Here is a 17,697-nt window from a genome sequence, read left to right as displayed (position 1 = left end):
TGTTTGCCGCCACCCGGCAGGGAAGATAGGAAGCGATATCCATGCAAGAGTCTGAGATGCACGAAGAACATGAGGCACTGCCAGAGGTCGAGGCACTGCTCGAGGCCATGACCGAGGAGCTCGAATTGCTGTTCGAGCGCCGTGAGCTCGATCGTGAACGTCTAATTCCGGTCGGCATTCATACCGGCGGTGTCTGGGTCGCCCAGGCACTGCGTGAGCGGCTGGGGCTGGAAGAGCCCCTCGCGACACTGGATATCGGTTTCTGGCGCGACGACTTCGGCCACAAGGGCCTGCCGGATGGTGGCCAAGGGTCACAGCTGCCGGATATCGAGAACCGCGATCTGCTGCTGGTGGACGATGTGCTGATGAGCGGACGTACCGTGCGCGCGGCGCTCAATGAGCTGTTCGACTATGGCCGTCCGCGCCGCGTGCTGCTGGCCTGTCTCGTAGAGCTGCCGGGGCGTGAGCTGCCGGTGCAGCCGGACGCTCTGGGGGCCAACCTGGCGCTGGCGCCAGGCAAGCGCATCAAGCTGGAAGGCCCCGACAACCTGCGTCTGACACTGGTCGATACCGGCGAGGTGACGGCATGAACCTGTTTGATCTCTCCCAGGCCAGCGCGGACGTGCGGGCTGCCTCGCCGGCACAGGTCCAGCTGGATGAGCAGGGCCGGCTGCGTCACTTTCTGGATATCGAAGGCCTGCCGCGCAGCGTGCTGACCGAGATTCTCGACACCGCCGATCACTTCCGTGGCATCGGCGATGCCGAGGTCAAGAAGGTGCCGTTGCTGCGCGGGCGCACGGTGGCCAACCTGTTCTTCGAGAACTCGACCCGGACGCGTGCCACCTTCGAGCTGGCCGCCAAGCGTCTGTCGGCGGATGTGCTCAATCTGGACATCAAGACCTCGTCGGCCGCCAAGGGCGAGTCGCTGATGGATACCTTGGTCAATCTCGAGGCCATGCAGGCGGATGCCTTCGTGGTGCGTCATGGCGACTCCGGTGCGGCGCACTTCATCGCCAGCCAGATCACGCCGCATGTGGCGATCATCAATGCCGGCGATGGTCGTCACGCGCACCCGACCCAGGCGATGCTCGACATGCTGACCATTCGCCGCCACAAGGGCGAATTCGCCAATCTGCGCGTCGCGATCGTCGGTGACATCCTGCATTCACGCGTCGCTCGCTCGCAGATTCAGGCGCTCAATACGCTGGGCGCAGCGGAGGTGCGGGTGGTCGCGCCGCAGACGCTGCTGCCCATCGGGGTCGAGACGCTGGGTTGTCAGGTCTTCACTGAGCTGGCAGCAGGGCTGAAGGATGTCGATGTCGTCATCATGCTGCGCCTGCAGAAGGAACGCATGGATGGTGCACTGCTGCCCTCGGAGTCGGAATACTACCGCCGCTATGGCCTGACCCGCGAAAGCCTGGCACACGCGCACCCTGACGCCGTGGTGATGCATCCGGGGCCGATCAACCGGGGTGTCGAGATCGAATCCGCCGTCGCGGATGGCCCGCGATCGCTGATACTCGATCAGGTCACCAACGGTATCGCGGTGCGCATGGCGGTGCTGTCGATGGCGGTCTCCGGACAGATGAAGGCGCGCGCCGAGCGCAGGGGTGAACGTTCACGAGGAGCTGGCGCATGAAACGCAGCCTGATCAATGCACGGGTGATCGACCCGACCAACGGCCGCGATGGCCAGTACGACCTCCATCTCGACGGTGGTCGCCTGATCGCGATCGGCGAAGCGCCGGCGGGTTTCAGTGCCGAGCAGCGCGATGACCTGGCGGGCAAGCTGGTCACGCCGGCCTTCATCGATCTTGGCGCACACCTGCGCGACCCGGGCCCGCGCTACAAGGGCAGCCTGGTCAGTGAGTCGGCTGCCGCACTGGCGGGTGGCTACGCGACCATCCTGCCGCGCCCCGATACCAGCCCGGTGCTCGACAGCGCCTCGCATATTCGTACTCTGCTGGACCGCGCGCGTGATGTGGCGGGGGTGCGTCTTGCACCCTTGGGGGCACTGACGCAGGGGCTGGAAGGTGAGCTGCTTGCCAATATGGCCGCGCTCGAATCCGCAGGCTGTGTGGCACTGACCAACCTTCGCCAGCCGATACGCGATCTCGGTGTACTGCGGCGTTGTCTGGAATACGCGCGGACCTTTGATATCACCGTCGTGTTCCAGGCCCAGGAGGCCGCCTTGGCCGGGCAGGGCTGCGCCCATGAGGGTGCCATTGCCTCACGTCTCGGGCTGGCTGGCATCCCGGAATCTGCCGAAACGGTCGCTCTGACCCAGTGGCTGCTGTTGATCGAGCAGACCGGTGTGCGGGCGCATGTATCACTGCTCTCCAGTGCACGAGCCGTGGAGCTGGTACGTGATGCCAAGGCCAGAGGGCTGGATATCAGCGCGGATGTGTCGATGGCGCAATTGCACTGGACCGATGAGCAACTGGAAGGCTTTAATGCCAACTTCCATCTGGAGCCGCCACTGCGCAGCGCGGCAGACCGGGATGCGCTGCGGGCCGGTGTGGTCGATGGCACCATCGACGCCATCGTCAGTGATCATCTGCCCCATGAAGCCGCTGCCAAGAGCGCGCCCTTTGCAGTGTCCGAGCCCGGTATGACCAGCCTGGAAACCATGCTGCCGCTGGGACTGGCGCTCGTGAAGGCCGAGCTGCTCAGCTTGCCTCGCCTGATCGAGACATTGACGTTCAGTGCCAGACGCTTCGGACTCAAGGGCGGCATGCTGGAAGTGGGTGAGTACTGTGATCTGGCAGTAATCGATATGGCGCATGAGTGGCGTGTCTCAAGCGAGACGCTGGTCAGTGCCGGCCATAACACGCCGCTGCTTGGCATGCTGTTGAAGGGTCGCGTTGAAGAGGTGCTACTGGGCGATACCTGCTACGCCTAAGCCGTGTTTCACGTGGAACATTCTGCCTGAGATATTCAACTTAAACGCGCCAACGCACTGATAACTGGGTGGTTTTTGAATGGCGTGTGTAGGGACTGGCTGTTCTATCGTAAAGCAGCCAATCTCTTTACCTGCCTATGCCGCAGAGTTGCATTACTGGGTAGCGCTTATTGTTGCCGGTAGAGGTTTCACGTGGAACATCTGCCGTAACGCCATAACTTGTCTGTTGCAATAGCGATCAAGGCGGCTGATCAGCAGGTTGATCTGGCACACGGGAAAAGAGATATAAACAACAAGGAGAGACAACCATGCCGATGATTCGTGCGGAATTTCTGACTGGCAAGACACAGGAACAGAAGCGGGAGCTGGTGGAGGCGTTGACGCGCGAGACGGCTCGCGTGCTGGGTGTGCGTGAGCAGTCCGTCTGGGTGGTGCTGCAGGAAGTGGAGCCGGAAAACTGGGCCGTCGCTGGCACGCCATTGTCGGAGCGCTGAGAAACGCGCTGTCAGCTGGGAGCTCGATCTCAACTTGCTGATTCACAGTATGTTTTATAGGGACATGAGATGTTCCACGTGAAACACGCCCTTGGTCTTGGTCGGCAGTGCCAGAGTATGGGAAGTCGGCTGAGGGATGGCAGAGGCATGAAAGGAGGGGAGTGGGAAGCAAGACACGCGACGAGCAATACGCCTGATAATCCGCAACAAAAAAACGCCGCAGCCATTTCTGGCTGCGGCGTTTTCATTTGCCTGCCCTCTGCTCCACGGCCATGAAGCAGAGCGCGGACTCAGTTCTCGAAATCAGCTTCCGAGTAGAGAGTCCGGATACGCAGGGTATGGTCGACGGTCTTGAGCGCTTCGAGCGCTTTCTTGCCATAGGCCTTGTCGACATCGATGACCACATAGCCGACCGTGTTGTTGGTCTGCAGGTACTGGCCAGAGATGTTGATGCCTTCCTCGGACAGCACCTGGTTGATGTGTGACAGCACGCCCGGGACGTTGTCGTGGATATGCAGCAGACGGTGCTTTTCGGGGTGTGCCGGCAGGGCGACTTCCGGGAAGTTGACCGAGCCGATGGTGGTGCCGTTGTCGGAGTAGGTCACCAGCTTCTCGGCGACTTCGATACCGATGTTCTCCTGGGCTTCCATGGTGGAGCCACCGACGTGCGGCGTCAGGATGACATTGTCGAACTCGCGCAGCGGAGACACGAACTCTTCGCCGTTGCCTTTCGGCTCTACCGGGAAGACATCGATGGCGGCGCCCAGCAGCTTGCCGCTGGAAAGGGCTTCGGCCAGGTCTTCGATGACGACGGTGGTGCCGCGTGCCGCATTGATGAAGACGCTGTTCTGCTTCATCAGCGCGAACTGCTGCTTGCCCATCATCCACTTGGTGGAGGGGATTTCCGGCACATGCAGGGTGACGATGTCAGCGCGCGCCAGCAGCTCTTCCAGGCTTGCCACCTGACGGGCATTGCCCATGCCGAGCTTGGTGACGGCATCGTAGTAGATGACGTCCAGGCCCAGGGATTCGCTGAGCACGGACAGCTGGGAACCGATGCTGCCGTAGCCCACGATGCCCAGCGTCTTGCCGCGGACTTCATGGCTGTTCTTGGCGGATTTCATCCACTGGCCACGATGTGCCTTGGCGCTTTTCTCCGGCACGCCGCGCATCAGCATGATGGCTTCAGCCAGTACCAGCTCGGCAACCGAGCGAGTGTTGGAGTAGGGCGCGTTGAACACGGGGATGCCGCGCTTCAGTGCGGCTTCCAGGTCGACCTGGTTGGTGCCGATACAGAAGCAGCCGATGGCGGTGAGCTTCTCGGCAGCGGAGATCACGCGCTCGTTGAGCTGAGTGCGGGAACGAATGCCGATGAAGTGCACATCGCGGATCTTCTCGATCAGTTCTTCCTCGGCCAGCGAGGTCTGAAGCAGTTCGATATTGGTGTAACCCGCGTTGAGGAAACTATCCACGGCGGATTGGTGGACACCCTCGAGCAATAGAATCTTGATCTTGCTCTTGTCCAGGGACGTCTTGGCCATTGTCGGATCAACCCTCTCGCCGGTCATGCCGGCGTTTCTGTTCGTTTGGTCTTTTTCATGACCTGCTGGCGTGTCACACCTCAAGAAAATGCCAGAGAAACAGCGGGGCGTGCTGTCAACAGGGGAGCAAAGAATATCACAGCCGGCGGGGCCTCCGGATGAAATGTCCGCGTGCCGGGCATGAAAAATTCACAGCACAGCCGTTTGATGTGACTCTTCCACCGTGCGCAGGGGGTGGGCAGCGTCGTGAAGCCCTTCGGGTTATACTGGCGCTCCACACAGAGACACCGGGCCCGCCCGGTCGGATGAGCGAGAGCACCCATGGCCGAAAAGGAAGTGCCACAGGATTTCGCCGCCACCCTGGCCCGTCTTGAAGGGTTGGTGACGCGGCTCGAGGCTGGCGACATGTCGCTGGAAGCGTCACTGGGCGCTTTTGAAGAGGGCGTGAGCCTGGCGCGCGAGGCGCAGCAGCGGCTCGATAGCGCCGAGTTGCGCCTGCAGGCATTGGTGGAAGGCCCGGAAGGTGCGCTGACGCCCACGGCGTTTACGGCGCCCGATGCCGCAGGCAGCATGGCGGGTGAAGCGGACGAGGAGAAGGACTGGTGATGTCAGGTGGATTGAATGCGCAAGTCACGCCGACTGCATCGCAGGCCAGCGAGCTGATCCGTTCTGGACAGGCGCGCAGTGAGGCCGTGCTTGAGGCGTTGTTGACTCCCGGCAGTGCGGCGGTGAGTGAGCGTCTCGAGGACGCCATGCGCTACAGCGTGCTGGGTGGCGGCAAGCGTCTGCGCCCCGTGCTGCTGTATGCGGTGGGTCGTGCCCTGGGGGGCGATGAAGAGGCTGCTGACAGCGCTGCGCTGGACGCGGCGGCAGCGGCGCTCGAATTGGTGCATGCCTATTCGCTGGTCCATGATGACCTGCCGGCCATGGACGATGACGACCTGCGTCGTGGCCGTCCCACCGTGCATCGCGCCTTCGATGAGGCGACCGCCATTCTCGCGGGCGATGCCCTGCTGACGCTCTCCTTCGAAGTGATGGCGACGACCGGCCATGTACGCACCCCTGCCCTGGTGCGTACCCTGGCCGAGGCCTCCGGGCGGCGCGGGATGGTGGCCGGTCAGGCGCTGGATCTCGAAGCAGTCGGGCAGTTCCGCGAGGTAGAGGCGCTGTCACGCATGCATGCCTACAAGACCGGCGCGCTGATTCGTGCCGCGGTCCGGCTGGGCGGATTGGTGGCAGTCGACGAGCAGGATTCGCGTCTTGCTGCCCTGGAGCGCTACGCTTCGGCTATCGGCCTGGCCTTCCAGATCCAGGATGACATCCTGGACGTGACGGGCGACACCGCAACGCTTGGCAAGACGGCCGGTGCTGACGCTGCGCGCGACAAGCCGACCTATCCCTCGCTGCTTGGACTCGAAGGTGCTCAAGAGCGAGCAGGTCAGCTACTGCAAGAGGCCCTGGATGCCCTGGCACCGTTGGGAGAGGCCGCAGAGCCACTCGCGGTGCTGGCGCGCTACATGATCGAGCGAGACCACTGATTCCTGACGCCTATGAAGCTGTTTGACGAGATACCTCAGGCGCGCCCCGCGACGCCACTGCTCGATGCGGTCGAGACACCTCAAGCGCTGCGCGCCATGAGCGCGGCACAGCTGCGCCAATTGGCTGACGAACTGCGCGCCTACCTGCTGTACAGCGTCGGCTGTACCGGCGGGCACTTCGGGGCCGGGCTCGGTGTGGTCGAGCTGACCGTGGCGCTCCATCATGCGCTGGAAACGCCCCATGACCGTCTGGTGTGGGACGTGGGTCATCAGGCCTATCCGCACAAGATTCTGACCGGCCGTCGTGAAGCCATGTACAGCATGCGCCAGTACAATGGCCTGTCTGCCTTCCCCAAGCGGGCCGAGAGCGAGTTCGACACCTTCGGGGTGGGCCATTCCAGCACCTCGATCAGTGCGGCGCTGGGCATGGCGCTCGGCGCCCGTACGGCGGGTGAGTCACGGCGTGCCTGTGCGGTGATCGGCGATGGTGCCCTGACGGCTGGCATGGCGTTCGAGGCGCTGGCGCATGCCGGGCACGTGAAGGCCAATATGCTGGTCGTGCTCAACGACAACGAGATGTCGATCTCCGAGAACGTCGGCGGCCTGGCAAGTTACCTGGCACGTATTCTGGCCAGCAAGCCGTATACCCAGATGCGTGCCAACGGCAAGCGACTGCTGTCGCCCTTGCCGGGCGCGCTGGAGCTTGCCAAGCGTACCGAAGAGCACATGAAAGGCTTCATCAGCCCGGCGACGCTGTTCGAGGAGATGGGTTTCAACTACATCGGCCCCATCGACGGCCATGACCTGCCGGCGCTGGTGCAGACATTGCGCAACATGCGTGATCTGGATGGCCCGCAATTCCTGCATGTGGTGACGCGCAAGGGCAAGGGCTTCCTGCCGGCGGAGCGTGACCCGATCGGCTATCACGCCATCACCAAGCTCGAGAAGGCCGCGCCTCAGGCCGCCGAGCAGGCGCCTGCCGTCACCGACGCGCCGGCTCCCAAGCCGCAGAAATATTGCAGTGTCTTCGGCAACTGGCTGTGTGATGCCGCTAGCGCTGATGCGCGCGTCATCGGCATCACGCCGGCCATGCGGGAAGGCTCGGATCTGGTGCGCTTCTCGAAGGAATATCCTGATCGCTACTACGATGTCGCCATCGCGGAGCAGCACGCGGTGACAGTGGCAGCGGGCATGGCCTGTGAGGGCATGAAGCCGGTGGTGGCGATCTATTCCACCTTCCTGCAGCGTGGCTATGATCAGCTGATCCACGATGTCGCGGTGCAGAAACTGGACGTGACCTTTGCCATCGATCGTGCCGGTCTGGTCGGCGAGGACGGCCCGACGCATCACGGCAGCCTGGACATGTCCTTCCTGCGCTGCGTGCCGGAGCTGGTGCTGATGGCGCCGGCCGATGAAGCCGAGTGCCGTGGCATGCTGAGCGCGGCACTGGCGCATCCCGGGCCGGCCGCGGTGCGCTATCCGCGCGGTACCGGGCCGGGGGTGGCCACCGATGCCGACCTGACGCCAATGGCCATCGGTCAGGGGGAATACCGTCGTCGTATTAGCGGCAGCCCCGAGGTGCGTGTCGCCATCGTCGCCGTGGGCAGCATGAATACGCCGGTGGCCGAGGTCGCCGAGGCGCTGGACGCGACCCACTTCAACCTGCGCTCCATCAAGCCGCTGGATCGCGAGGCATTGCTCGAGATCGCTGCGGAGCATGACCTGGTGGTGACGGTGGAAGAAAACGCCATCGCGGGTGGCGCGGGCGCCGGCGTGGCCGAGCTCTACCTGAACGCGGGACTGGCCCAGCCCATGTTGCTGCTGGGGCTGCCGGATGGCTTCGTCGAGCATGGCAAGCCGGTCGAGCTGCTGCGTGATTGCGGTCTGGATGCCGCCGGCATCCGCGCCAGTATCGAGGCTCGCCTCGCCAGCTGATCCTGGTGGCATGCAATACCGAAACGCCTGTGGATGACTCGAGAGTTCGAGTTGTCCACAGGCGTTTTTCGTTGCGTGACTGCCTGCGCCGAGACGGCGAAGGATGCATGGCATCTCCGCGACTTCCCGCCCATGCTGGATGACCATCAAGCCCTCTGCCCAAGCAGCCAGGGCCTGGCCAGCGCGAAAGCCGTCACCTGCGCCAGTTACCACCGCAACGCCACGGAGTGCGCCCGACCATGTTGACTCTCTACAGCTATCCAAATTCCCGCTCGCTGCGGGTCGCCTGGACACTAGAGGAACTGGGGCTCGAATACCGGATTCATGGTCTGGATCTGAAGGCCGGTGAGGGGTACAGCCCTGAATACTTGGCCATTCATCCCGATGGCAAGGCGCCAGCCCTGGTGGATGGCGAGCTGGTCCTGTTCGAGTCCAGTGCCATCTGCCGCTACCTGGCGGCGCGAGAAGGGCGACTGCTGCCACAATCGCTGGCTGGACAGGCACAGATGGATCAATGGCTCAGTTTCCTCACCACCGAGCTTGAGCAGCCGCTGTGGACATTGGCCAAGCACACCTTCGCGCTGCCGGAGGACCAGCGCTGTGATGCCATCAAGCAGACAGCCCAATGGGAATTCCAGCGTGCTCTCAAGGCACTCCAGCGCCGCTTCGGTGGTCAGGGTTGGCTGGTGGCCGATGAATTCAGTGTCGCCGATATCTTCCTCGCCCAGACCCTCAGCTGGGCGCAGATGGCCGGGCAACCTCTGCCGGCCGTGCTTGAGCACTGGGGCGAAGAGGTGCGAGCGCGTCCTGCCTGCGAGCGGGCCCGCCAGCGAGAGCAACAGGCCGCCGAGGAGCGTCAGCAGCACTGAGCCCTGTTGCCAGAACTGATGTCGAAAGCCGTCGTCGAGCGCCGCCACAGGCCAAGCTGACGGGCTGATCTTTCCTGCATGTTCTGCAATGAAGTCATGAGAGCGCTCTGAGAGCGCGTACACGCCACGAGGCGCCATCCTGATATCAGGGTGGCGCCTTTTGCATTTTTGAGCCTCAGAAGACGCTTGCAGGGCGCCTGACGAGGTTGAGAGGTCGCCTTGCGCGTTCAGCGGCGTCAATCGTCGGGGGCGCGCCCCAAGCCGTTTGGTGACGGCTGGCTCAGGGCGGCTCGAGGCAGTCAGTTCGAGCCAAGTCAGTTCGAGACAGGTCAGTTCGAGGCAGGTCAGTTCGAGACAGGTCAGTTCGAGACAGGTCAGTTCGAGACAGGTCAGTTCGAGACAGGTCAGTTCGAAACGGTGCGGTGCGCCAGGGCGGCGCGAGGCAGGCCATCGATCGAGGATGGGTTTCAGCCATCAGGCGCTGAATGATGCGCTGTTGAGTCTTTTGCGTATCTATTGATGATTCGATAATTGATCTATTTTGTCATGATGGTCAAATGTTGGTCTTCATGAGGGCGTAGGTAGCACTCATGCGATGTGAGCAGCGACATATCCGATAAAAATCATGGGTTTGAGAGGTTTATTAGATTTTTATGACATGCAATCGATCAATTTGAGAGCGGTGATCGCATATTGTCTATTTTTCGTGTCATTTTTTGATTCGGTATATGGTTTATTGCGGATCTTTTTGATAGGATGTTGATGAAAACCTCAATGGGGATAACAACTTATGTGGATCTGGCAGCAGCCTGACTGGCCACGGGGGCAGTTGGAGGTCATGCCCTTGATGGGGCAGTTGGCGGCGACCCAGGCGGTGATGTCGCCGCTGGTCGCCCAGGGGCAGAATCTCTATCCCCGACAACGCCTGCGTCTCGAGGCGACGCTCCTCAGCGAAGAGATGGAAGCCAGTGCCCAGTTGTCCGGTGTGGTGCTCGGGCGGGCGGCGTTGCGTGACGCGCTGTATCAGGCGCTGGGGCTGGAGTCCGGCCATCAGGAGCCACCGCGCGGGCCGGCGCCTGGTGTCGACGTCTTTGTGGATGTGACGCTGGAAGTCGTGCGCACGGCATTCCAGCCGCTGACCCGCCAACAGGTGCTCGAGTGGCATCGGCGTCTGGGGCCTTTCCTGCCGCGCAGCAGTGGTCAGCCACTCGGTGCATGGCGTGAGGCGCGCTACGAAGCGGTCAGCGGTCGTTACGGTCTCAAGCGCTTGCGCTATCGCGCCCCGGCGGAGAACCCCGATGCGCTGGACCGGGAGCTGGATGTCTTCTGGCAGCGTCTGGCGACGGAAGAACCGGATGTGGATAACTCAGGGGTGTTGAATGCCCTGCAGCTGCATGCGCACTGGCAGGCGCTCGCACCGCTGGCCTTGGGCAACGGCTTGATCGGGCGCTTGCTGCTGATGCGCTGGCTGACACGAATCGATGCGCTGGCCGCGTTGCAGCAGCAGGGCGAGTTTGTCGGCAAGGTCGCCGAGCGCTGGGAGCCGGAAGCCCTGGAGCAACTCTGCTGGCGCCGCCAGGCGCTGTTCTCGGTGGTGATCGAGCATCAGGATGAATTGCGCGAGCTGGAGCAGCGTTATCTCGGCAAGCCTCAGACCTCGGCCAGCGGCCATCAGCTGCCGTCGCAGCTGGACCACGCGCTCAATGGTGAAGTGGAGGATGCAGCGCCCGGTGACATGAATGTCTGGGCCGAGTGGTGGCTTTTGCGCCTGCGCGACGCCGGTCGCCGGACGGCCTTCCATTACCAGCGCGTCCAGCGCGCCGAGCGTCTGTGGCTGGAGCACGCGCGTACGCCGCTGAATGCCCGCCAGCGCGAGCTGGTACTGACATTGCTGGAGCGAGACGACGAAGAGGGCGTGGGGCGCGCCGAATACCGTGCCCTGGTCGATACCTCCGACCCTACCGCCGCCCGTGATCTCGCCGATCTGACCGCCAAGCAGGTATTGGAGAGCTACGGTGTCGGGCGCGGAACCCGGTATCGCTTGCCGGTCTTCGCCCCGCAGGAAGATAGCTCTTCAAGAAAATAGCCCTGTGAGAGACGAGCCCTGAAGCGTCAAAAAAATCGCGAAAAAAAAGCGGGAAGGGTCATGACGACCCTTCCCGCTTTTTTGAGGTGGTTTGCCGGTGTTCTCAGTTCCTTGTTCTCAGTGCCGTGTTCTCAAACCTGTGCTTTCAAGCCGGTGTGCTCAAGAGCGCCGGCCAGCGTGGCTGCCCCGATCACGTCATACGGAATACGGCAGCACTGCGGTGTAGATGGCGAAGAAGTGGCAGGTACTGCCACCAAGCACGAACAGGTGCCATATGGCGTGGTGATAGCGCAGGCGCGTCATCAGAAAGAAGATCACGCCCAGGGTATAGGTGATGCCGCCGGCGACCAGCAGGATGAGCCCCGTCTCGGAGAGCTTCTCGACCAGCATCGGCGAGGCGAACACGATCAACCAGCCCATCAGCAGATAGACGCTCACGCGCAGGGCGCTGAAGCGTTCAGGCCAGCGCAGCTTGAGGAAGATGCCGCCCAGCGCGAGCGACCAGATGATGGCGAACAGCGTCCAGCCGGTCGGGCCGCGAAGATTGACCAGCAGGAAGGGCGTATAGGTGCCGGCGATCAGTAGATAGATGGCACAGTGATCCAGCAGCTGGAAGGCATATTTCAGGCGTGGGTGACGGATACCGTGATAGAGCGTCGAGGCCGCATACAGCACCACCAGGGTCAGGCCGTAGAGGCTGACGCTGACGATCTTCCAGGGGTCGACTTCGGCGGCGAGACTGGCCATCACGATCAGCACGATCATGCCGACGAGGCCCATGACGGCGCCGATGCCGTGGCTGGTGCTGTGCAGCCATTCCTCCAGCCGGGTATAGAGATCAGGTGTCGCGGTGGTGTCGCGTGAATCTGCGTCATCGGCGGGCGATGCGCTGGAAGAGGGTGATGCCGGAGGAGGTGTCGAGGCGGGCCATGTTGACGAAGGCTGTGATGACTGAGGTTGCGATGAAGAAGGCTGTAATGATGCAGCCGTTGAGTCTTTGCGCATGGCGATGTCTCCGGCGCGGGTTCGACTCCAGCCTACTCTCTGGCGGGTGACGTCGTCATGTCACGCTCGCTGTGCCAGCCGGTCAATCTGCCTATAAAGAAAGGGGGAACCCACCAGGCTCCCCCTGCGCGCGGCTACTCGCTGCGTTCGATATCGACGTCGCTTGCCTGGGTGAAATCATCCAGTGCCATCATGTGGCCCAGCTTGCCCGCCTTGGTCGAGAGGTAGTGCTCGTTGTGCGGGTTCAGGCCGGTGGTGATCGGCTGGCGCTCACTGATGGTGACACCATCACGGGTCAGGGCATCGACCTTGCGCGGGTTGTTGGTCATCAGCTTGAGAGCGCTGACGCCGAGATGCTCCAGCATCGGCACACAGATATCGTAGCGGCGCATGTCAGCCCCGAAGCCGAGGCGCTCATTGGCTTCGACGGTATCGGCGCCGCCATCCTGCAGCTCATAGGCGCGAATCTTGTTGAGCAGACCGATGCCGCGGCCTTCCTGACGCAGATAGAGCAGCACGCCGCGGCCTTCGGCGGCAATGCGTTTGAGCGCTTCCTGCAGCTGATAGCCGCAGTCACAGCGCATCGAGAAGAGGGCGTCGCCGGTCAGGCACTCGGAATGCACGCGGCCCAGCACCGGCGCGCCGTCATCGATGTCGCCCAGGGTCAGGGCGATGTGGTCCTTGCCGGTGGTCTCATCCTCGAAACCGTGCATGGTGAAGGTCGCCCAGGGCGTTGGCAGCCGCGAGGCGGCGATGAATCGAATGGTCACTGTTCACCTCGAACGCCCGGACAATCGCCGGGCTGAAAAAGCGCGGGCATGCGGTGGTCCGGCAATGTCTCGATGAGTCGCTCGAGATACCGGCGGCCAGCATGCAGTCATGTGGCGAGTTTACCAGTCTGTGGCCGATGACTCATCGCTCTGTATGGAAAAGCGTTGTTGCCGCCACCACCACAATGGTCGGATGACGCCAGCAAAGGGACTACAAAGGTGGGGCGATTTGCCAATGCATTTGTTGCATCACCACGATGGGCGGGATTTTTCTCAGGCTCTGATAGAATGCCGAGACATTCCCCGAGCTGATGTGTGATTCCGATGACCTTGAAGAATGATCGCTTCCTGCGCGCCCTGGCCCGTCAGCCGGTCGACCGTACTCCCGTCTGGATGATGCGCCAGGCTGGCCGCTATCTGCCGGAATATCGCGAAGTCCGTGGTCAGGCCGGTGGCTTCATGGACCTGTGCATGGACACCGCGCGTGCCTGCGAGGTGACGCTGCAGCCGCTGGAGCGCTTCCCGCTGGATGCCGCCATCCTGTTCTCCGACATTCTGACCATCCCGGATGCCATGGGGCTGGGCCTTTACTTCGAGACCGGCGAAGGCCCGAAATTCCGCAAGACAGTGCGGACTGCCGAGGAAATCGCGGCGCTGAGCGTGCCGAATGTCGAGCGTGATCTCGATTACGTCATGCGTGCCGTGTCCACCATCCGTCGTGAGCTGAACGGCCGCGTGCCGCTGATCGGTTTCTCCGGCAGCCCGTGGACACTGGCCACCTATATGGTCGAGGGCGGTTCCAGCAAGGACTTCCGTCACGTGAAAGGCCTGATGTATTCCAATCCGGAAGCCATGCATCAGCTGCTCGACACCCTGGCGCAGGCCGTTACCGACTACCTGAATGCCCAGATTGCCGCGGGTGCTCAGGCGGTGCAGATCTTCGATACTTGGGGCGGCACTCTGTCCACGCCGGCCTACCTCGAGTTCTCGCTGCGCTACATGGAGCAGATCGTCGCCGGCCTCAAGCCGGACAGCGAAGGCAACCGTGTACCGGTGATCCTGTTCACCAAGAATGGTGGCCAGTGGCTCGAGCACATCGCCGCCACCGGCTGTGATGCCGTCGGCCTCGACTGGACCACCGAGATGTCCAATGCGCGTGAGCGTGTCGGCCATCGTGTGGCCCTGCAGGGCAACCTGGACCCGAATGCACTGTTCGGCACGCCAGCCGCCATTCGTGCCGAAGTCGGGCGTATCCTCGACAGCTACGGCCAGGGCCCGGGCCACATCTTCAACCTCGGTCACGGCATCAGCCAGTTCACCGACCCGGGTAACGTCAATGCCCTGATGGACGCGCTGCACGAGCTGAGCCCGGCCTACCATCAGGATGACGCCGCCAATGCGACACCGGTCGCCCGCAGCTGATGGGGGAGTCCTGCATGGTCTTTTCTGCTGTCACCCCTGTGGCTGCCTGTAGAAGGTGGCAAGCAGCAGGGCAGCCAGCATGACGCCGGTCGAGCAGCGTCTCATCCCGCGCCGCGGTTGGGCCTTCGTGGCGCTGCTGTGCCTGTTGCTGATCCTGTTCGGCACGCTCTCCCCGGGCGTGCCACATCCGGAGCAGATCTTTCCCTGGGACAAGCTGCAGCATTTCTCCGTCTTCGCGTTGCTGGCGCTGACCACACGGCTGGCGGGCTTGACCAGCTTGATCATCCTGCCGCTCCTGCTGCTGCTGGGCGTCGCCATCGAATGTCTGCAGCTGGCGATTCCCTATCGCGGCGCTGAGGTGCTGGATGCCCTGGCGGACCTCGCCGGCATCCTCATCGGGCTGGGAGTGTTTCAGGGCGTCAGGCTGATTCTCCATCTGATCCGCCTCGGCCCGGCCTCTCGCTGAGCCTCTCCCCCGGGCCGCGTGTCATCGCTACGCGGCCTGACTGAAATTGTCATGCATCAACACTTTCCACTCCGCCCGTCTTTGGCTATGGTGCAGCGCCTGCGCCATGTTGGCGCTTGCCCGGCATGTCGCGTATCACGACATCACGCCGCATGGTCGTCATGCGGGCCGTGAACTGCCGGCCTGACGCTGGCGCAGTGCTGATTGGCGCAATTTCCGATGGCCATCGTGCCGTCTCTATCCATACCTTGATATCCCGTCTGTGATATCCAATGCGAGGGTCCCCATGACCGAACGTCTCGATGGCTCCTGGTTTACCGAAATCTTCGATCGCCACGGCAGCGCCTTCTCGCTCAAGGTCAGCCACAAGCTGCATGACGAGCAGACCCCTTATCAGCACCTCGAAGTCTATGCCACCGAGACCTACGGCAACCTGATGGTGCTGGACGGCTGCGTGATGCTGACTGACCGTGACAACTTCCTCTATCACGAGATGATGTCGCATCCGGCGCTGTTCGCTCATGCAGACCCCAAGCGTGTCGTCATCATCGGCGGTGGCGATTGCGGCACCCTGCGTGAGGTGCTCAAGCACCCGGGTGTGGAGAAGGTCACCCAGATCGATATCGATCCGGCGGTCACGCGTGCCTCCGAGCAATTCTTCCCGGCGCTGGTCGAGTCCAATGACGACCCGCGCGCCGAGCTGCTGTTCGAGGATGGCGTCAAGTGGGTCGACAACTGCCCGGACGAGAGCATCGATGTGCTGATCGTCGACTCCACCGATCCGGTCGGCCCGGCGGAAGGTCTGTTCAAGACAGACTTCCTCAAGCGCTGCCATCGTATCCTCAAGCAGGGCGGCCTGATGGTGCAGCAGAGCGAGTCCCCGCTCTATCACACCGATTCCATCATCAAGGACCTGCGCAATGACATGGGCGAAGCGGGCTTTGATAGCGTCGCGACCCTGCCCTTCCCGCAGCCGGTGTATCCGTCCGGCTGGTGGAGCTGCACCCTGGCGGGCAAGGGCTGTGACGTGAAGTCCTTCCGCGAGGAAGATGCCGCTGCCGCCACCTTCGCGCGTGACTTCTATACCGTCGAAGGCCATCGCGCCTCCCTGGTGCTGCCGCCCTTCATGCAGCGCCTGCTGGAGAAGTGATCTGCATGCACCTTGCGGTGGCAAGCAAGCCCCATCAGGGACGAAAACGTGCCTGATGGGATGAACAAGCGTTGAGTCAGTCAGACCGAGACATTGGTCGCAATCTGCCACTCGCGCCACATCGCTGCACCGCCAACGGCCGTTTCGCAATGAAACGGCCGTTTTTATTTTGCACCGATATGAGGCGAACTGGTCTTGTCAGGCGCCTAACTGCGCGGCAATCGCGCGGAATGATCCGCCGCCCCACCTCGAGGCTTTGGCCTATATCACTGGGTTTTAGCACTTTTTTCAGCGTTGAACGCAGCGGATCACTCGCCAGGCGGAAATTGGAACGCGGCTTGCTATTGTCGATAGGTGCCATGCAATGCATTGCACCACTTCTGACTCGAGGCTGATCGAGCGGACTCCAGACTTTCGCGAGGGAATCACGATGCATAACAACAAGAAGCCACTGCTGATCGCTAGCGCCGCTGTCCTGGCCGCCTCCATGGCGACAGGCGCCAGTGCCGCGACCCTGGATAGCGTCAAGGAAAAGGGCTTTGTCCAGTGTGGCGTCAGCACCGGCTTGCCGGGCTTCTCGGCACCGGATGACGCCGGCAACTGGCAGGGCATCGACGTTGATGTCTGCCGCGGCGTTGCAGCGGCCGTACTGGGCGATGCCAGCAAGGTGCGCTATGTACCGCTGACGGCCAAGGAGCGTTTCACCGCGCTGCAGTCCGGCGAGATTGATGTCCTGTCCCGTAACACCACCTGGACGGCGACCCGTGACACCTCACTGGGCCTCAATTTCGCTGGCGTGAACTATTACGACGGCCAGGGCTTCATGGTCAGCAAGGACCTGGGCGTCTCCAGTGCCAAGGAGCTGGACGGGGCAGCCGTCTGCATCCAGTCCGGTACCACCACCGAGCTGAACCTGGCGGACTACTTCCGCCTCAATGACATGTCCTTCGAACCGGTCGTCTTCGATACCTCCGATCAGACCGTCAAGGGCTTCGAGGCTGGCCGCTGTGATGTCCTGACCTCCGACCAATCCCAGCTCTACGCGCTGCGTATCAAGCTCTCCGATCCGGCGTCCGCGATGGTGCTGCCGGAAGTCATCTCCAAGGAACCGCTGGGCCCCGTCGTCCGTCAGGGCGATGACCAGTGGTTCAACATCGTCAAATGGACCCTGTTCGCGCAGATCAATGCCGAGGAGATGGGGCTGACCTCCGACAACATCGAAGAGAAGAAGGCAGATACCAACCCGAACGTCGCGCGTCTGGTCGGTGCCGATGGCAACTATGGCGAAGCCATGGGGCTGCCGGCTGATTGGGCCTATCAGGTCATCAAGCAGGTCGGTAACTACGGCCAGATGTTCGAGCGCAATGTGGGTACCGGCTCCGCACTGGGTATCGAGCGTGGCTTGAACGCACTGTGGACCGATGGCGGCGTCCAGTACGCCCCGCCGGTTCGCTGATGCGCGGGCTCGCCCTGTACTGCGGGTGGGCCTTGCCCCTCATGACAGGCTGAGCAAGGACGCT

Annotated in this window: 17 protein-coding genes; 13 read left to right on the top strand and 4 right to left on the bottom strand. The window is 62.4% G+C overall.

Going from position 1 to position 17,697, the window contains the following annotated elements:
• Positions 1–41 precede the first annotated feature (41 nt).
• From pyrR to NH396_RS10260, 4 genes are all read left to right on the top strand, one after another.
• The gene (gene pyrR, locus NH396_RS10275; protein ID WP_245162881.1) at positions 42–590 is read left to right on the top strand and encodes a bifunctional pyr operon transcriptional regulator/uracil phosphoribosyltransferase PyrR; all 549 of its coding nucleotides are present in this window, start codon (positions 42–44) and stop codon (positions 588–590) included.
• On the top strand, positions 587–1,639 hold the full coding sequence (locus tag NH396_RS10270) for an aspartate carbamoyltransferase catalytic subunit (protein ID WP_052384301.1): 1,053 nt from the start codon (positions 587–589) through the stop codon (positions 1,637–1,639). The genes pyrR and NH396_RS10270 overlap by 4 nt, the downstream gene beginning before the upstream one ends.
• Positions 1,636–2,901: a dihydroorotase gene (locus NH396_RS10265; protein WP_253063418.1), complete on the top strand. Its 1,266-nt coding sequence runs from the start codon at positions 1,636–1,638 to the stop codon at positions 2,899–2,901. Before NH396_RS10270 ends, NH396_RS10265 begins: the two co-directional genes overlap by 4 nt.
• A 308-nt stretch (positions 2,902–3,209) precedes the next feature.
• On the top strand, positions 3,210–3,395 hold the full coding sequence (locus tag NH396_RS10260) for a tautomerase family protein (protein WP_043331603.1): 186 nt from the start codon (positions 3,210–3,212) through the stop codon (positions 3,393–3,395).
• A gap of 290 nt (positions 3,396–3,685) precedes the next feature.
• On the opposite strand, the gene serA is transcribed toward NH396_RS10260, so the two are convergent.
• Positions 3,686–4,936: a phosphoglycerate dehydrogenase gene (gene serA, locus NH396_RS10255; RefSeq protein ID WP_253063416.1), complete on the bottom strand. Its 1,251-nt coding sequence runs from the start codon at positions 4,934–4,936 to the stop codon at positions 3,686–3,688.
• Between the two features lie 321 nt (positions 4,937–5,257).
• On the opposite strand from serA, the gene xseB reads away from it, so the two are divergent.
• The 4 genes from xseB (at position 5,258) to NH396_RS10235 (ending at position 9,278) form a co-directional block, all read left to right on the top strand.
• Entirely contained in the window at positions 5,258–5,542 is a 285-nt protein-coding gene (gene xseB, locus NH396_RS10250; protein ID WP_043331600.1) for an exodeoxyribonuclease VII small subunit, read from the top strand.
• Complete coding sequence (locus NH396_RS10245; protein WP_253063414.1) at positions 5,542–6,474, top strand: farnesyl diphosphate synthase; 933 nt, start codon at positions 5,542–5,544, stop codon at positions 6,472–6,474. The genes xseB and NH396_RS10245 overlap by 1 nt, the downstream gene beginning before the upstream one ends.
• A 12-nt stretch (positions 6,475–6,486) precedes the next feature.
• Positions 6,487–8,409, top strand: a complete 1,923-nt coding sequence (gene dxs, locus NH396_RS10240) for a 1-deoxy-D-xylulose-5-phosphate synthase (protein ID WP_175088961.1) — start codon at positions 6,487–6,489, stop codon at positions 8,407–8,409.
• A 239-nt stretch (positions 8,410–8,648) separates the two neighbouring features.
• Positions 8,649–9,278, top strand: coding sequence for a glutathione S-transferase family protein (locus tag NH396_RS10235; RefSeq protein WP_253063412.1), 630 nt, complete (start codon positions 8,649–8,651; stop codon positions 9,276–9,278).
• Between the two features lie 280 nt (positions 9,279–9,558).
• Here NH396_RS10235 and NH396_RS17170 read toward each other — a convergent pair whose 3' ends face one another.
• A complete protein-coding gene (locus tag NH396_RS17170) occupies positions 9,559–9,729 on the bottom strand; it encodes a pentapeptide repeat-containing protein (protein WP_366071721.1) in 171 nt (56 codons plus the stop codon).
• Positions 9,730–10,068: 339 nt separating this feature from the next.
• On the opposite strand from NH396_RS17170, the gene NH396_RS10230 reads away from it, so the two are divergent.
• Positions 10,069–11,364 carry a DUF4172 domain-containing protein gene (locus NH396_RS10230; protein WP_253063410.1) on the top strand — a complete coding sequence of 432 codons (1,296 nt, stop codon included), beginning with the start codon at positions 10,069–10,071 and terminating at the stop codon, positions 11,362–11,364.
• A gap of 195 nt (positions 11,365–11,559) precedes the next feature.
• Here the strand turns inward: NH396_RS10230 and NH396_RS10225 are convergent, their stop codons facing one another.
• Positions 11,560–12,369 carry a hemolysin III family protein gene (locus NH396_RS10225; protein WP_253063408.1) on the bottom strand — a complete coding sequence of 270 codons (810 nt, stop codon included), beginning with the start codon at positions 12,367–12,369 and terminating at the stop codon, positions 11,560–11,562.
• Between the two features lie 134 nt (positions 12,370–12,503).
• A complete protein-coding gene (ribA, locus tag NH396_RS10220) occupies positions 12,504–13,139 on the bottom strand; it encodes a GTP cyclohydrolase II (RefSeq protein WP_253063406.1) in 636 nt (211 codons plus the stop codon).
• Between the two features lie 324 nt (positions 13,140–13,463).
• Here ribA and hemE point away from each other — a divergent pair, with 324 nt between their 5' ends.
• The 4 genes from hemE (at position 13,464) to NH396_RS10200 (ending at position 17,633) form a co-directional block, all read left to right on the top strand.
• Complete coding sequence (hemE, locus tag NH396_RS10215) at positions 13,464–14,561, top strand: uroporphyrinogen decarboxylase (RefSeq protein ID WP_253063404.1); 1,098 nt, start codon at positions 13,464–13,466, stop codon at positions 14,559–14,561.
• A gap of 79 nt (positions 14,562–14,640) precedes the next feature.
• Entirely contained in the window at positions 14,641–15,027 is a 387-nt protein-coding gene (locus tag NH396_RS10210) for a VanZ family protein (RefSeq protein ID WP_253063402.1), read from the top strand.
• A gap of 286 nt (positions 15,028–15,313) precedes the next feature.
• Entirely contained in the window at positions 15,314–16,177 is an 864-nt protein-coding gene (speE, locus tag NH396_RS10205) for a polyamine aminopropyltransferase (RefSeq protein WP_253063400.1), read from the top strand.
• A 430-nt stretch (positions 16,178–16,607) separates the two neighbouring features.
• Complete coding sequence (locus NH396_RS10200) at positions 16,608–17,633, top strand: amino acid ABC transporter substrate-binding protein (RefSeq protein WP_176675869.1); 1,026 nt, start codon at positions 16,608–16,610, stop codon at positions 17,631–17,633.
• The last annotated feature ends 64 nt before the right edge of the window (positions 17,634–17,697 follow it).

It is taken from the genome of Cobetia sp. Dlab-2-AX (assembly GCF_024124625.1).
GTDB lineage: Bacteria > Pseudomonadota > Gammaproteobacteria > Pseudomonadales > Halomonadaceae > Cobetia.
This window is presented reverse-complemented; position numbering and strand designations above follow the sequence as displayed.

Bases quoted from the DNA above. Each gene is read 5' to 3' on its own strand.
- NH396_RS10200 (WP_176675869.1), top strand. From the start codon at position 16,608: ATGCATAACAACAAGAAGCCACTGCTGATCGCTAGCGCCGCTGTCCTG.
- pyrR (WP_245162881.1), top strand. From the start codon at position 42: ATGCAAGAGTCTGAGATGCACGAAGAACATGAGGCACTGCCAGAGGTC.
- NH396_RS10245 (WP_253063414.1), top strand. From the start codon at position 5,542: ATGTCAGGTGGATTGAATGCGCAAGTCACGCCGACTGCATCGCAGGCC.
- NH396_RS10260 (WP_043331603.1), top strand. From the start codon at position 3,210: ATGCCGATGATTCGTGCGGAATTTCTGACTGGCAAGACACAGGAACAG.
- serA (WP_253063416.1), bottom strand. From the start codon at position 4,936: ATGGCCAAGACGTCCCTGGACAAGAGCAAGATCAAGATTCTATTGCTC.
- NH396_RS10225 (WP_253063408.1), bottom strand. From the start codon at position 12,369: ATGCGCAAAGACTCAACGGCTGCATCATTACAGCCTTCTTCATCGCAA.
- NH396_RS10235 (WP_253063412.1), top strand. From the start codon at position 8,649: ATGTTGACTCTCTACAGCTATCCAAATTCCCGCTCGCTGCGGGTCGCC.
- NH396_RS10270 (WP_052384301.1), top strand. From the start codon at position 587: ATGAACCTGTTTGATCTCTCCCAGGCCAGCGCGGACGTGCGGGCTGCC.
- speE (WP_253063400.1), top strand. From the start codon at position 15,314: ATGACCGAACGTCTCGATGGCTCCTGGTTTACCGAAATCTTCGATCGC.
- NH396_RS10265 (WP_253063418.1), top strand. From the start codon at position 1,636: ATGAAACGCAGCCTGATCAATGCACGGGTGATCGACCCGACCAACGGC.
- NH396_RS17170 (WP_366071721.1), bottom strand. From the start codon at position 9,729: ATGGCCTGCCTCGCGCCGCCCTGGCGCACCGCACCGTTTCGAACTGAC.
- NH396_RS10230 (WP_253063410.1), top strand. From the start codon at position 10,069: ATGTGGATCTGGCAGCAGCCTGACTGGCCACGGGGGCAGTTGGAGGTC.
- NH396_RS10210 (WP_253063402.1), top strand. From the start codon at position 14,641: ATGACGCCGGTCGAGCAGCGTCTCATCCCGCGCCGCGGTTGGGCCTTC.
- dxs (WP_175088961.1), top strand. From the start codon at position 6,487: ATGAAGCTGTTTGACGAGATACCTCAGGCGCGCCCCGCGACGCCACTG.
- xseB (WP_043331600.1), top strand. From the start codon at position 5,258: ATGGCCGAAAAGGAAGTGCCACAGGATTTCGCCGCCACCCTGGCCCGT.
- hemE (WP_253063404.1), top strand. From the start codon at position 13,464: ATGACCTTGAAGAATGATCGCTTCCTGCGCGCCCTGGCCCGTCAGCCG.